At 74.8% G+C, this 13,385-nt stretch carries 11 protein-coding genes and 1 pseudogene; 9 read left to right on the forward strand and 3 right to left on the reverse strand.

Annotated features, from left to right (window positions below; translation table 11 throughout):
* The first annotated feature begins 300 nt into the window (after window positions 1-300).
* On the forward strand, window positions 301-804 hold the full coding sequence (locus JJV70_RS18665; RefSeq protein ID WP_219049166.1) for a GNAT family N-acetyltransferase: 504 nt from the start codon (window positions 301-303) through the stop codon (window positions 802-804).
* Window positions 805-889: 85 nt separating this feature from the next.
* Here JJV70_RS18665 and JJV70_RS18670 read toward each other — a convergent pair whose 3' ends face one another.
* Window positions 890-1,357, reverse strand: a complete 468-nt coding sequence (locus JJV70_RS18670) for a hypothetical protein (RefSeq protein ID WP_374227315.1) — start codon at window positions 1,355-1,357, stop codon at window positions 890-892.
* Complete coding sequence (locus JJV70_RS18675) at window positions 1,350-1,718, reverse strand: hypothetical protein (RefSeq protein WP_219049167.1); 369 nt, start codon at window positions 1,716-1,718, stop codon at window positions 1,350-1,352. The genes JJV70_RS18670 and JJV70_RS18675 overlap by 8 nt, the downstream gene beginning before the upstream one ends.
* A gap of 573 nt (window positions 1,719-2,291) precedes the next feature.
* Here JJV70_RS18675 and JJV70_RS18680 point away from each other — a divergent pair.
* The 8 genes from JJV70_RS18680 (at window position 2,292) to JJV70_RS18715 (ending at window position 12,841) form a co-directional block, all read left to right on the forward strand.
* Window positions 2,292-3,374 carry a methionine ABC transporter ATP-binding protein gene (locus tag JJV70_RS18680; protein WP_219049168.1) on the forward strand — a complete coding sequence of 361 codons (1,083 nt, stop codon included), beginning with the start codon at window positions 2,292-2,294 and terminating at the stop codon, window positions 3,372-3,374.
* Window positions 3,371-4,039: a methionine ABC transporter permease gene (locus JJV70_RS18685; RefSeq protein ID WP_219049169.1), complete on the forward strand. Its 669-nt coding sequence runs from the start codon at window positions 3,371-3,373 to the stop codon at window positions 4,037-4,039. The genes JJV70_RS18680 and JJV70_RS18685 overlap by 4 nt, the downstream gene beginning before the upstream one ends.
* Window positions 4,040-4,130: 91 nt before the next feature.
* Complete coding sequence (locus JJV70_RS18690; RefSeq protein ID WP_219049170.1) at window positions 4,131-4,994, forward strand: MetQ/NlpA family ABC transporter substrate-binding protein; 864 nt, start codon at window positions 4,131-4,133, stop codon at window positions 4,992-4,994.
* A 110-nt stretch (window positions 4,995-5,104) separates the two neighbouring features.
* Window positions 5,105-5,779 (forward strand): GNAT family N-acetyltransferase, encoded by a 675-nt coding sequence (locus JJV70_RS18695; RefSeq protein WP_219049171.1) that lies wholly within the window; start codon window positions 5,105-5,107, stop codon window positions 5,777-5,779.
* Window positions 5,780-5,829: 50 nt separating this feature from the next.
* Window positions 5,830-7,059 carry a precorrin-6y C5,15-methyltransferase (decarboxylating) subunit CbiE gene (gene cbiE / locus JJV70_RS18700; RefSeq protein ID WP_219049172.1) on the forward strand — a complete coding sequence of 410 codons (1,230 nt, stop codon included), beginning with the start codon at window positions 5,830-5,832 and terminating at the stop codon, window positions 7,057-7,059.
* A gap of 247 nt (window positions 7,060-7,306) precedes the next feature.
* The gene (gene cobT, locus JJV70_RS18705) at window positions 7,307-10,684 is read left to right on the forward strand and encodes a nicotinate-nucleotide--dimethylbenzimidazole phosphoribosyltransferase (RefSeq protein WP_219049173.1); all 3,378 of its coding nucleotides are present in this window, start codon (window positions 7,307-7,309) and stop codon (window positions 10,682-10,684) included.
* 125 nt (window positions 10,685-10,809) lie between these two features.
* Window positions 10,810-12,027, forward strand: coding sequence for a uroporphyrinogen-III C-methyltransferase (gene cobA, locus JJV70_RS18710; RefSeq protein WP_219049174.1), 1,218 nt, complete (start codon window positions 10,810-10,812; stop codon window positions 12,025-12,027).
* Window positions 12,020-12,841, forward strand: a complete 822-nt coding sequence (locus JJV70_RS18715) for an RNA methyltransferase (protein ID WP_219049175.1) — start codon at window positions 12,020-12,022, stop codon at window positions 12,839-12,841. Before cobA ends, JJV70_RS18715 begins: the two co-directional genes overlap by 8 nt.
* On the opposite strand, the pseudogene JJV70_RS18720 reads toward JJV70_RS18715, so the two are convergent.
* A pseudogene (locus JJV70_RS18720) lies at window positions 12,805-13,385 on the reverse strand (hypothetical protein); the annotation flags it as partial. The gene JJV70_RS18715 and the pseudogene JJV70_RS18720 overlap by 37 nt on opposite strands.

Raw genomic sequence — 13,385 nt, forward strand, 5'->3', positions numbered from 1 at the left:
CGGCGCCTGGTTTCCCGGCCCGGCCCGCGCCGCCCGTGGCACAGCCCCGGACCTGCTGGCGAGACTCCCTCCCGCACCGAGAAATCGCAGGCGGGTTGGGAATCTCACAGCACAGTTCGGGGCTGCCGCGTTCCCGTAGCCTGCGATCTCTGCGCAGAATGCTTCCGGCGGAGGTTGGTCCCCGGCCCGGACGGGAAGGATGGGGAAGGACAACCGGCGTCACCAGGGCAGGCAGCCCGGCCGCGCGTCCCTCATCCCCTGGCGCGCCGGGCATAAGACACCAGAAAGAGGCGTGCGCACATGGGCATGAGCGTGACCATCTCTGCGGCGACCGGGCCGGACACGGAGCAGATCCTCAAGCTCCAGTACCTGTGCTACCAGAGCGAGGCGGAGCTGTACCGCGACTGGAGCATCGAGCCGCTGACGCAGACGCTGGACGCCCTGCGCGCCGAACTCGACGGCGGCTGCGTGCTCGTGGCCCGGCTCGGCGACGAGATCGTCGGCTCCGTACGCGGCACGGTGGACGCGTCCGGGACGGGACACATCGACAAGCTCATCGTCCACCCGCGCCTGCAGCGGCACGGCCTGGGCGGACGCCTGCTCGCCGCGCTGGAGACGCGCCTCGCGCGGGAACAGGGCGCCGAGCGGTTCCGGCTGCTGACCGGCCACCGCAGCGAGGGCAACCTGCGGCTGTACCGGCGGTGCGGCTACGTCGCCGCCGGCACCGAGCGCGTCTCGTCCAAGCTGAGCGTCATCACGCTGGAGAAGGCGGCCGTCGCCGAGGAGTACGCCCAGAGCGCGTGAGGGCACGCCGCGCCGTTCACTCCACGCCGAGCCCGTCCGACGGCGGACACTGTGGCCCGGGTCCGCGCGCCCGGCTCCCGCCGGGTCAGCGCCCGGACGGGCGGGACCGCAGCCACCACAGGCCGAGGACCGGCAGCAGCAGTGGAATGAACAGGTAGCCCATGCCGTAGGCGGACCACACCGTGGTGTCGGGGAAGGCCGCCGGGTCGAGCACCGACCAGGTGCCGACGACCAGCACCCCCAGCAGTTCGGCGACGCAGCCGGCCAGCGCGGTGCGCCGGGCTGCCTCGCCGCCGCGCACCAAGGCGACGGTGATGCACACATACACCACGGCGGCCACCGCCGAGAGGGTGTAGGGCAGTGGAGCCTGATCGAACCGGGTGGCGATCTGGTACGCCGAGCGGGAGGTGGCACCGATGACGAACACGGTGTAGAGCGTCACCAGCAGCCGTCCCGGGCCGGTGCGCAGGCTGGTGCGGGTGCCGCCGCCGGCGTCGCGGACCGGGGCGGGCCGGGCGCCCGGTGCTCCGTCGCTGTCGGTTCGCTCAGGCACCGGTGCCGCTCCAGACGTCGTGGAGCCGGACCTGGAGCACCGCGAGCACGAACGCGCCAGCGGCGACGGTGGCCGAGCCCCAGCGGGTGCGCTCGGCCAGCGACAGGAAGGCGACCGCCGGGATGGCCGCCGCGCAGCCGAGCAGATAGGAGACGAAGACGACCGTGCCCTCGTCCGGCTCCCCGCCCCCCGCGAGCGCCACGACGCCGACCACCAGCTGGACGAGCGCGAGCACGGTGACCGAGGCCATGCCGATGAAGTGCCAGTCCTTGGTGGGCTGGTCGCGGTACGCCGCGTAACCGCACCAGGCGGCCAGCGCGAGCGCGGCCACACCGACGGCGACCGTCAGGGGGGTGAACATGCCCGCGACTTTACTGCCCTGCCCCGGCTCGTCCCGTTTCGGGTCCGCGCCCACCGCCGACCAGGCCGCGCGCCGTGGCCTTGCCCACAGCGGCGCTCCCGCACCGCCCCTCCGCACCTGGCCCCATGCGCGGTCGCGTGGCGCGAAAGTCCAGGTCAGAGCCCGTCCACGCGGGCGCACCGCGACACCAGAGCACCGCGTCCAGTATCCGGACGTTTGTCTCTGCTGGTGGGATGCGGGGAGTGCCGTCTGCTTCACTGTTCTCCATGAGTGCGACGCGCAGCTTGTTCCACGTCACCGAGGCGATCTCCCTGCCCGGTGGCTGCTGCATGCGTCGAATGTGTGACCGCTGAGGGCCCCCGCCTGAGCCGCCTCGCGCCCCGAAGCGAGGCCCCGTAGCGGCGTCGCGGCCCAGCTGCTCCCCCTGTGGTGGGGACGCACGCTGCCGCCTGGCCCCGCTCACCGCACCGGCCGCCCCACCACGGCGCGGCCCACCCCCGCACCGCATCCGCAGCACACCCGTGCGTGCCGCCCCGCCCGGGCGCGCGCACTCGACAGTGACGGAACACCCCAGTGATCACCACCACGGACCTGACGAAGGTCTACCGCACCAAGGACCGCGAGGTCACCGCGCTGGACGGCGTCAACCTGCACGTCCGCGAGGGCGAGATCCACGGCGTCATCGGCCAGTCCGGCGCCGGGAAGTCCTCCCTCATCCGCTGCGTCAACCTGCTGGAGAAGCCCACCTCCGGCACGGTGACCGTCGCGGGCCAGGACCTCACCGCGCTCGCCCAGTCAAGCCCCCGGCCGTCCCGGGCACTGCGCGCCGCACGCAGCCGCATCGGCATGATCTTCCAGCACTTCAACCTGCTGTCCTCGCGCACCGTGCAGGCGAACGTCGAACTGCCGCTGGAGATCCTCGGCGTCACCCGGGCTGAGCGGCGGCGCAAGGCACGTGACCTGCTCGACGTCGTCGGCCTCGCCGACCGCGCCCGTGCTTACCCGGCGCAGCTGTCCGGCGGCCAGAAGCAGCGCGTCGGCATCGCCCGCGCGCTGGCCGGTGACCCCACGGTGCTGCTGTCGGACGAGGCCACCTCCGCGCTCGACCCGGAAACCACCCGCTCGGTGCTCCAGCTGCTGCGTGACCTGAGCCAGCAGCTGGGCCTGACCGTGCTGCTCATCACCCACGAGATGGACGTCGTCAAGTCCGTCTGCGACTCCGCGTCGCTGATGCGGGGCGGACGCCTCGTGGAGTCCGGCACCCTGCCCGAGCTGCTGGCCACGCCCGGCTCCGAGCTGGCCGCGGCCCTCTTCCCGGTGGGCGGCGAGCAGCTTCCGGCCGCCACCCACGGCACCGTCGTGGACGTCACCTTCCAGGGCGAGGCCACCGGACAGCCGGTCATCTCCCAGCTCGCCCGCACCTACGACATCGACATATCGATCCTCGGCGCCGCCATGGATACCGTCGGCGGACGCCAGACCGGGCGCCTGCGCATCGAACTGCCCGAGGAGCCCGGAGACCGCGCCGCCGACCCACCTCACGGCGGCCCGATCGGCTTCCTGCGTGCCCAGGGGCTGACCGTGGACGTCGTCACCGCGCCCGGCGCCGGGCGGCCCGGTTTCGCGCGCGAGCAGGAGGAGGTGACGGCCCGATGACCTGGTCCCAGATGCAGCCACTGCTGCTCCAGGCGGGTGTGGACACCCTGTACATGGTCGGCTGGTCCACGCTCGTCGCCGCGCTCGGCGGGCTGCCGCTGGGCGTCCTGCTCGTCCTCACCGACCGGGGCGGCATGCTGCGCAACCTGCCGGTGAGCCGCGTCCTCGGCGCGATCGTCAACGTCGGCCGCTCGCTGCCGTTCGTCATCCTGCTCGTCGCGCTGATCCCGTTCACCAGCCTCGTCGTGGGCACCTTCATCGGGCCGACGGCGGCGATCGTGCCGCTGGCGGTGGGCGCCATCCCGTTCTTCGCCCGCCTGGTGGAGACCGCGGTCCGCGAGGTGGACCGCGGACTGGTGGAAGCCGCGCAGGCCATGGGCGGCGGCACCGGCACCGTGGTGTTCAAGGTACTGCTGCCGCAGGCGCTGCCCTCTCTCGTCGCCGGGCTCACCACCACTGTCATCGTGCTCATCGGCTACTCCGCGATGGCCGGTGTCGTCGGCGCGGGCGGCCTGGGCGACCTGGCCCACACCTACGGCTACCAGCGCTTCGAGACCTCGCTGATGCTCGTCACCGTCGCGGTGCTCATCGCCCTGGTCACCCTCGTGCAACTGCTCGGCGACACCGCCGTGCGGCTGCTGGCCCGCCGCGAACGCGGCGCCTGAGCGGCAGACGGCCTCCCCGGCCGCCCGCCGCACCACCCGAAAGGCCCGAACTCTTCGTCGGGCAGAACCACACCGAAAGGCAGCACTCATCGTGCGCACCCCCAGCAAGAACACCAAGGCCAGGCTCACCGCCACCGCCGCCACCGCCGCACTCGCCGTGGGCCTCACCGCCTGCGGCACCGCCTCCGACCCGCAATCCGCCGGCTCCGGTACCCAGGACGGCCCGCTGACCGTCGCCGCCTCCGCGACGCCGCACGCCGAAATCCTCGAATACGTCCGCGACCACCTCGCGGAGGAAGAGGGCCTGGAGCTGAACGTCAAGGTCTTCAACGACTACGTGCTGCCCAATACCGCCACCGAGAGCGGCGACGTGGACGCCAACTACTTCCAGCACCAGCCCTACCTGGACGACTTCAACGCCAAGAACGGCACCCACATCGTGCCCGTCACCACCGTCCACCTCGAACCGCTCGGCCTGTACGCCAAGGACGCGCGCAGCCTGGACGACCTCACCCCCGGCCAGACCATCGCGCTGCCCAACGACACCACCAACGGCGGCCGCGCCCTGCGACTGCTCGACGCGAACGGCGTCATCGAGCTGAAGGACGGCGCCGGACAGGACGCCACCCTGGCCGACATCGCGGACCCGAGGGGCCTGAAGTTCCAGGAGCTGGAGGCCGCCACCCTGCCGCGCGCCCTCGGCGAGGTGGACGCCGCCGTGATCAACGGCAACTACGCCATTGAGGCCGACCTCAAGCCCGCCGAAGACGCCCTCGCCCTGGAAGAGGCCGACGGCAACCCCTACGCCAACTTCCTGGCCGTCAAGGAGGGCGACGAGGACGACCCGCGTGTCGCCACCCTCGCCCGGCTGCTGAACTCCGAGCAGGTCAGGTCGTTCATCAAGGACGAGTACGACGGCTCCGTCCTCCCGGCGTCCGGCGGCACCACCGTCTGACCCCGGCCACGCACCACGCGGCGCCGGCCGCCCGGCTAGGGCCCGGCGCCGCGTGCGTGAGCGGCCATGCTGCATGCTGGGCACGTGAACCCATCGTCACGGAGCGGCGCATGACACCCTGTTTCCCGGACATCTCCCTCAGCACGGAACGTTTGGTGCTGCGCCCGTTCGGGGAAACCGACATCCCCGCACTGGCCGACATGATGAACGACGAGATGGTCACCACCTGGAGCAGCGTGCCCCACCCCTACACCGGGTCGGACGCCGAGCAGTGGGTGCGCGGGTCGGCCCCCGAGGAGCGCACCAGCGGACGCGGCATCGTCTTCGCCGTCCACGAACTGCTCACCCAGCGCCTGGTGGGCGTCATGCACCTCCAGCACACCGACTGGCGGGTGCGCGCCACCGAGGCCGGATACGTCGTCGCCCCCTGGGCCCGTGGTGAGGGATACGCCGCCGAGGCCCTGCACGCCGTCGCCCGCTGGCTGTTCACCGACCAGGGCTTCGAGCGCCTGGAACTGCGCACCGCGGCAGGCAACACCGCCTCCCAGCAGGTGGCGCAGAAGGTCGGCTGCATCAGCGAGGGCGTGCTGCGGGGCGCCGGGCTCATGCGCACCCGCAGCGACGACTGGACCACCGGGCAGGGCCCGGCGGAAGCGGAGTGGAGCGAGATCCGCACCGACCTCATCGTGTGGGGCCTGCTGCCGGAAGACCTCGACGACGCCGGTGAGGAACCGCTCACCATCGTCGAGCGCACCCCCGCCGACAGCCGCCGTCCGCTCCGGTAATCTCACTGGGGCCCCGCACTCCCTCCCCCCACCCCAGGAGAGTCCCGCCGATGGCCGACCGTGTCACCGTGATCGGCTGGGACGGTTCACCGCTGGAAGGCGCGGCCCGCGCCGCCCTCAGCGCCGCCACCCTGGTCGCCGGGGCGGGACACCACCTCGCGCTGCCCGAGGTGCCGCACTCCGCCGAACGCGTCCGCCTGGGCAGCATCACCCTGGCCGCGCGCCGTATCGCCCAACACCGCGGCACCGCCGTCGTCCTCGCCAACGGCGACCCCGGCTTCTTCGGTGTCGTCCGCGCCCTGCGCGCCCCCGAGCACGGGCTGGAGGTCGAGGTCGTCCCGGCCATCTCCGCCGTCGCCGCCGCTTTCGCCCGCGCGGGCATGCCCTGGGACGACGCCCAGGTCGTCGTCGCGGGCAGCCGCACGCTGCGCCGCGCCGTCAACGTCTGCCGCGCCCACCCCAAGGTCGCCGTCCTCACCTCGCCCGGCGCGGGCCCCGCCGAACTCGCCCTCCTCCTCGGCGAGGTGCACCGCACATTCGTCATCTGTGAGGACATGGGCACCCCGCACGAGCGGACCACGGTGCTGACCTCCGACAAGGCCGCTGACCACGTGTGGCGCGACCCGTGCGTCGTCATCGCCGTCGGCGGCCACGGCACGGGCATGGGCACCGGCACCGTCCAGGGCACCGGCTGGCTCGCCGGCCGGCCACCGGGCTACCCCGAGGGGCCGCGCGGCTGGGCGCTGCCGCCCCTGCCCTACGGCGAGGAACACGCCACCGCCACCACCGGGGAGTCCGCCCAGCTGCGCGCCGCCCAGCTGGCCCGCCTCGGCCCGCGCCCCGGCGACCTGGTGTGGGACATCGGCACCGGCAGCGGCAGCCTCGCCGTCGAGGCCGCCCGTTTCGGCGCCGCCGTCATCGCCATCGACCGCAACGCCGAAGCCTGCGCCCGGGCCACGGCCGCCGCCCGCCAGGCCGGAGCCCAACTCCACGTCGTGCACGGCGGAGCACCGCAGGTGCTCGAAGATCTGCCCGAACCCGACGTCGTCCGCGTGGGCGGCGGCGGACTGCGCACGGTCACCGCCTGCGCCGACCGGCGCCCCGAACGCCTCGTCACCCACGCCGCGACGCGCGACGAGGCCGAAGCCGTCGGACGCGTGCTCGGCGGTGCCGGTTACGCGGTGGAGTGTGCGCTGCTGCAGACCCTCGAACTCGACACCGTCCACTGGTCGGAACGCGACCGGACGGTCGTCTTCCTGTTGTCCGGCCACCGAATGTGATCTGCACCGGAACAAGCCCGGCCAACCGGGTGCGGTGGTACACACCGGTCCCTTCGGCGGTTCCGAGCCCGGTAGGCTGAACGACTGTTGTGCCGTCACCCAGGGGTGACGCGTTGTTCGGCTTGTCCGTGCTGTGTACGGCTGACGGCGGCGGGGAGACGTGCCGCGCACGGCGCATGCTCGTTCTCCCTGGCGGGGGAGTCCCACCCGGGGCTCGAAGAAGACTTAAGGATGGCGAGGGGTACGCATGACTGACACCGGCCAGGTCCCGGGCGAGGGACAGCCGGAGAACGCAGGCGCGCAGCCGGAAGCGCCGGGCACCCCGGTCTCCGGCACGTACACCTTCGCGGACCCGGCCACTGAGGTCCCGGCGGGCGGCGAGGAGGACGACATGCTGCTCATGCCTGGCGCCCAGGGCGCGTGGAGCGAGCCCGCTCCGGCCGCCCCGCCGCGTCACCCCGGTACGGCGCAGCCCGGCGCCGCACCACGCCGTCCGCTGCACCTCGGCCCGCCGGTGCCCGCCCAGTCCGGTGCCGTGCGCTCCCTTGCCGACCGCGGCCCCAGCACGCCCCCCACCGCACCCGTGGGCGTCGCCTCGCAGGCTCCGGCCGAGGCCGCGCCCGCCGGGCACCACGCCGCAGGCCAGCAGGCCGGGGTGGAGTACCAGGACACCGCTGCCCGGGCCAGTGCCCCGGGCGACCCATACGCCGTCGAGCAGACGCCCCCGGTTGCGCAGCCGGATGCCTGGCACTCCGCGCCGCAGCCGGTCGCAGAAACGGTCGGCCACCTCGCCGCCGAACAGCCGCAGCCCGGACCGGCCGAGCCACAGCCGTACGCCGACTCCGCCGACCCCGGCGTGGCGGAGGCGCCGCAGCCCCTCTCACCGGAGCAGACGGCGGTGGAGGTGCCACAGGCCGACCCGGCATCGCCCGCCGGGGACGACGCGGCCCCTCCCGCCCAGCAGCCCGTGGCCGCCGACCAGCCTCAGCAGCCGGAGGCCGGACCGCAGCAGCCGGAGGCGGACACCCCGCCCCCGTCCGACCCGCCACAGTCGCTCCCGGAAGCGTTGCCGCAGCCCGTCACGCCGGACGACAGCGCCGCACCGCCGCAGGGGCCGACGCCCGAGTCGGCGGAGCACCAGCCCGTGGCCGCGCAGCCCCAGGAGCCCGAGGCCACCGCCGAACCCCTCACCCCGGAGCCCGCCACGTCCGAGCCCGTCCCGTCCGAGCCCGCCACGTCCGAGCCTGCGGCAACCGAGCCGGAAGCAAGCGTTCCCCATGCAACCGGCCCGGCTGAGTCTGGCGCTCTCCCTGAGCCTGCCCCGGTGCAGCCGGAGCCCCAGCGGGAGCCTGCGGCGGTGCAGCCGGAATCCGAGCCGCAGCCGGAGGCCCTGCCGAACCAGCCGGAGCCCGACCCCCAGCCAGAGCACCGGCCCGAGCCCGCGTCGGTACAACCGGAACACCAGCCGCAGCCCGAGCCCCAGCCGGAGCCCACGGCCCACCAGCCGGAGCCCGTAGCGGCCGAGCCGGAGTCCAAGCCCGCAGCCGCCCACACCCAGCCTGTGCCGAAGCCCGAGGCCCAGGAACCGCACGTCCAGCCGCAGCCCGAGCTGGCCGCCGACCCGGTGCCGCACCCGCACCCGGCGCCGCGGTCGCACCCGGCCGCCGACGCTGCCCCGCAGCCCGATCCGGCCGAGCCGTCCGCACCTGTCCCAGCCGCCCAGCCCGCTCCCGCCCCGGACGCCGAGCCTGCCCCGGACGCCGAGCCTGCCCCGGACGCCGCTCCCGCCCCGGACGCTGAGCCCGCCGCGAACGCCGCTCCCGCCCCGGACGCTGATCCCACGACCGACACCCGCCCCGCCCCGCCCGAGCCCGCCCCGGTTCCGCTCGGCCCACCCGCGCCCGGTTACCCCGAGGCTGAGCGTGCGGCCCTGCACCGGGTGATGCGCGAGCGCCGGGACATCCGCAACGGCTTCCGTCCCGACCCGATCCCGCACGAGGTGCTGCTGCGCGTGCTGGAGGCCGCGCACACCGCCCCCAGCGTCGGCCACTCCCAGCCCTGGGACTTCGTCATCATCCGCTCGCCCGAGACGCGGCAGAAGATGCACGAACTGGCCGTGCGCCAGCGCGAGGTGTACGCCAGGTCGCTCCCGCGCGCCCGCGCCAAGCAGTTCAAGGAGCTGAAGGTCGAGGCCATCCTCGACACCCCGGTCAACATCGTCGTCACCGCCGATCCGACGCGCGGCGGGCGCCACACCCTGGGGCGGCACAGCCAGCCGCAGATGGCGCCGTACTCCTCCGCGCTGGCGGTGGAGAACCTGTGGCTGGCCGCCCGCGCCGAGGGCCTGGGCGTCGGCTGGGTCAGCTTCTTCGACGAGCGCGAGATGGTCGCCGAACTCGACCTGCCCGAGCACGTGGAAGTCGTCGCCTACCTGTGCGTCGGCTACGTGGACGCCTTTCCGGAGGAGCCGGAGCTGGCCCGCTCCGGCTGGTCCAAGCGGCGTCCGCTGGCGTGGGTGGTGCACGAGGAGTCCTACGGACGCCGCGCTCTGCCCGGCGCCGAGCCCAGCGACCTGCTCGCCGAGGCGCTGGTGAACATCCGCCCGCTGGACGCCAAGGCGCTCGGTGAGGCGTGGGAGCGGCAGAAGCGCATGACCAAGCCCTCCGGCGCGCTGGGCATGCTGGAGATCATCTCCGCCCAGCTCAGCGGCCTGGCCCGGCAGTGCCCGCCGCCCGTCCCGGAACCGGCGGCCGTGGCCGTCTTCGCCGGGGACCACGGGGTGCACGCCCAGGGCGTCACCGCCTGGCCCCAGGAGGTGACGGGCCAGATGGTCGCGAACTTCCTGGCCGGTGGCGCGGTGTGCAACGCGTTCGCGAACCAGGTGGGCGCCGAGGTGTGCGTGGTGGACGTCGGCGTGGCCGCCGAACTGCCCAGCACGCCCGGTCTGCTGCCGCGCAAGGTGCGCCCCGGCACCGCCGACTTCACCACCGGCCCCGCCATGGAGCGCGCTGAGGCGCTGCGCGCGATCGAGGTCGGCATCGAGACCGCCCGCGACCTGGTGACGGCGGGCAACCGCGCGCTGCTGACCGGTGAGATGGGCATCGCCAACACCACCGCGTCGGCCGCGCTGATCGCCGTCTTCACCGGCGCCGACCCGGCCGAGGTCACCGGGCGCGGCACCGGCATCAACGACGAGACGCACGCCCGCAAGGTGGACGTCGTGCGGCGCGCGCTGGAGCTGCACCAGCCCGACCCGGCCGACCCGATCGGTGTTCTCGCCGCCCTCGGCGGTCTGGAGCACGCGGCGATGGTCGGCCTGATCCTCGGCGGCGCCTCGCTGCGCACGCCGGTGATCCTGGACGGCGTCAGCGCCGGAGCGGCCGCCCTGGTGGCGCGCGCCATCACGCCGGAGGCGCTGGCGGCCTGTATCGCCGGGCACCGCAGCGCCGAGCCCGGCCACGTCGCCGCGCTCACCAAGCTGGGCCTGCGCCCGCTGGTCGATCTCGATCTGCGGCTCGGCGAGGGCACCGGTGCCCTGCTGGCGCTGCCGATCGTGCAGAGCGCGGCCAAGGCGATGCACGAGGTCGCCACGTTCGACGCGGCGGGGGTCACCGAGAAGGCGTGACCCGCGCCGCCCGCACGGCGGCGTCTACGATGCCTCTGTCCCCGCAGTGCCCCGAACCGACCCCGCGACCTGCCGCTCCACCGTCGCAGCGGCCCCCGCCCCACCGCACGAGGAGCCGCACCGCCATGCCCGAGACCGCCGCCTACCCCGTCGGACTGCGGCTCGCCGGACGGCGCGTCGTCGTGCTCGGCGGCGGCACCGTCGCCCAGCGCCGCCTGCCCGCACTCCTCGCCGCGGGCGCGGACATCGAGCTGATCGCGCCGAGCGCCACGCCGTCGGTGGAGGCCATGGCCGAGGCCGGGGAACTGCGCTGGCGGTCGCGCGGCTACCGCGACGGCGATCTGGAGGGCGCCTGGTACGTGCTCATCGCCACCAGTGACGCCGCCGCCAACGCCGCCGCGTCCGCCGAGGCCGAGGCCCGCCGTATCTGGTGCGTGCGCAGCGACGACGCCGAGGCGGCCACCGCCTGGACGCCGGCGACCGGGCGCAGCGAGGGCGTGACCGTCGCCGTCCTCACCGGGCGCGATCCGCGCCGCTCGGCCGCGGTGCGGGACGCCGTCGTCGAGGGCCTGCGCGACGGGACGCTGGTCGCGCCCCAGCACCGGGCCCGCGCTGCCGGGGTGGCGCTCGTCGGCGGCGGCCCCGGCGACCCGGACCTCATCACCGTGCGCGGGCGCCGCCTGCTGGCCGAGGCCGACGTCGTCATCGCCGACCGGCTCGGCCCGCGCGACCTGCTGGACGAGTTGCCGCCGCACGTCGAGGTCATCGACGCCGCCAAGATCCCCTACGGGCGGTTCATGGCGCAGGAGGCGATCCACCACGCGCTGATCGAGTACGCCAAGGCCGGGAAGTCCGTCGTCCGGCTCAAAGGCGGCGACCCGTTCGTCTTCGGCCGGGGCATGGAGGAAGCCATCGCGCTGACCGAGGCGGGCATCCCGGTCACCGTCGTCCCCGGCATCTCCAGCTCCATCAGCGTCCCCGGTGCCGCCGGTATCCCCGTCACCCACCGGGGCGTGGCGCACGAGTTCACCGTGGTCAGCGGGCACGTGGCGCCCGACGATGAGCGCTCGCTGGTGGACTGGGGGGCGCTGGCCGCGCTGCGCGGCACCCTGGTGCTGCTCATGGCCGTCGAACGCGTCGGCGCCATCGCTGACGCCCTCATGGCCCACGGCCGCGCCGCCGACACGCCGGTCGCCGTGGTGCAGGAGGGCACGATGGCCACCCAGCGCCGGGTGGACGCCACGCTCGCCACCGTCGCCGACACCGTGCGGGCCGAGGGTGTGCGCCCGCCCGCCGTCATCGTCATCGGCGACGTCGTTGCCGTCGGCAGCGCCCGTGGCTGACCCCGTCCTCGTCGAGGACCCGGACGACCCCCGCCTGCGGGATTACAGCGGCCTCACCGACGTCGCCCTGCGCCGCCGCCGGGAACCGGCCGAGGGCCTGTTCATCGCCGAGGGCGACAAGGTCATCCGCCGGGCGCTCGCCGCCGGTTACCCCATGCGGTCCATGCTGCTGTCCGCCAAGTGGACGGAGGCGATGGCCGACGTCATCGCGCACACCTCCACCCCCGTCTACGTCGTCCCCCCAAGGGTGGCCGAGCAGGTCACCGGGTACCACGTGCACCGGGGCGCGCTCGCCGCGATGCGGCGTCTCCCGCTGCCCGCGCCCGCCCGGCTCCTGGCGGGCGCGCACCGCGTCGTGGTGCTGGAGTCGGTCAACGACCACACCAACATCGGTGCCATCTTCCGCAGCGCCGCCGCGCTGGGTATGGACGCGGTGCTGCTCTCACCGGACTGCGCCGACCCGCTCTACCGGCGCTCGGTGAAGGTCTCCATGGGCGCCGTCTTCGCCGTCCCCTACGCCCGGCTGGACGCCTGGCCCGACGGCCTGCACACCCTGCGCGACGCCGGATTCACCCTGCTCGCCCTCACCCCGGACCCGGCCGCCGTGCCCCTGGGCGAGGTAGTGGCCGGGCGCCTTGACCGGGCCGCGCTGATGCTCGGCGCCGAGGGCTCCGGCCTGACCCCGCGCGCGCTGGCAGCGGCCGACGTCCGCACCCGCATCCCGATGGCCCACGGTGTGGACTCCCTCAACGTGGGCGCCGCCGCGGCCGTCGCCTTCTACGCGGTGAGCGCGGACCCGGCCGCCGGAACGTGAGACGGCGGGCGAGGCGGCGCAGGCCCCGCCGGGGCTGAGCCCCCGGGCCGGTCCCCGCCTGACCCGGGGACCGCCGCGGACCGCGCCGCCCCCGCCGGGACGCCGCCCAGCGCGTCGTTGTCGCCGCCCTCGCAGCCCTGCGCCGCCGCGATGCCCAGGGCCACCAGCAGTGTGACCGTCACGAACACCACCAGCCGCTGCCGCAGCAGCCGCCGGTTGTGGCGCGGCACACCCGGGCGGCGGGCACCCGGGCGCGGCGGCGAACCGCTCCCCGCGCGGCCTGCGCCCGTCCGGCCGGTATCCGTCCGCCCCGCGCCCGTGCGGGCCACCGGCCGGGCACCGCCCGCCGCTGGACGCGGCAGCGAGGGGCGGGACTGGGCGGGCCGTGCCCGGCCCCGCAGAGGTTCCGCGCCCCGCCGCTCGGCGTCGGCCCGCCCGCGGGTGGCACCCGGACCGCCCGGCCGGGAGGCGGTGGACGCGGGCCGTGGCGTCGCGGGGCCGGGGCGCGGCGTGGGCCGGGGCACCGGGCCCGGCGCCGCCCGGG

Origin of the sequence: Streptomyces sp. JJ66 (assembly GCF_019303495.1) — a bacterium.
In the GTDB taxonomy this organism is placed as follows: domain Bacteria; phylum Actinomycetota; class Actinomycetes; order Streptomycetales; family Streptomycetaceae; genus Streptomyces.

Coding starts and splice junctions, on each gene's coding strand:
- JJV70_RS18665 (WP_219049166.1), top strand. CDS start 301: ATGGGCATGAGCGTGACCATCTCTGCGGCGACCGGGCCGGACACGGAG.
- JJV70_RS18675 (WP_219049167.1), bottom strand. CDS start 1,718: ATGTTCACCCCCCTGACGGTCGCCGTCGGTGTGGCCGCGCTCGCGCTG.
- JJV70_RS18685 (WP_219049169.1), top strand. CDS start 3,371: ATGACCTGGTCCCAGATGCAGCCACTGCTGCTCCAGGCGGGTGTGGAC.
- JJV70_RS18695 (WP_219049171.1), top strand. CDS start 5,105: ATGACACCCTGTTTCCCGGACATCTCCCTCAGCACGGAACGTTTGGTG.
- cbiE (WP_219049172.1), top strand. CDS start 5,830: ATGGCCGACCGTGTCACCGTGATCGGCTGGGACGGTTCACCGCTGGAA.
- cobT (WP_219049173.1), top strand. CDS start 7,307: ATGACTGACACCGGCCAGGTCCCGGGCGAGGGACAGCCGGAGAACGCA.
- cobA (WP_219049174.1), top strand. CDS start 10,810: ATGCCCGAGACCGCCGCCTACCCCGTCGGACTGCGGCTCGCCGGACGG.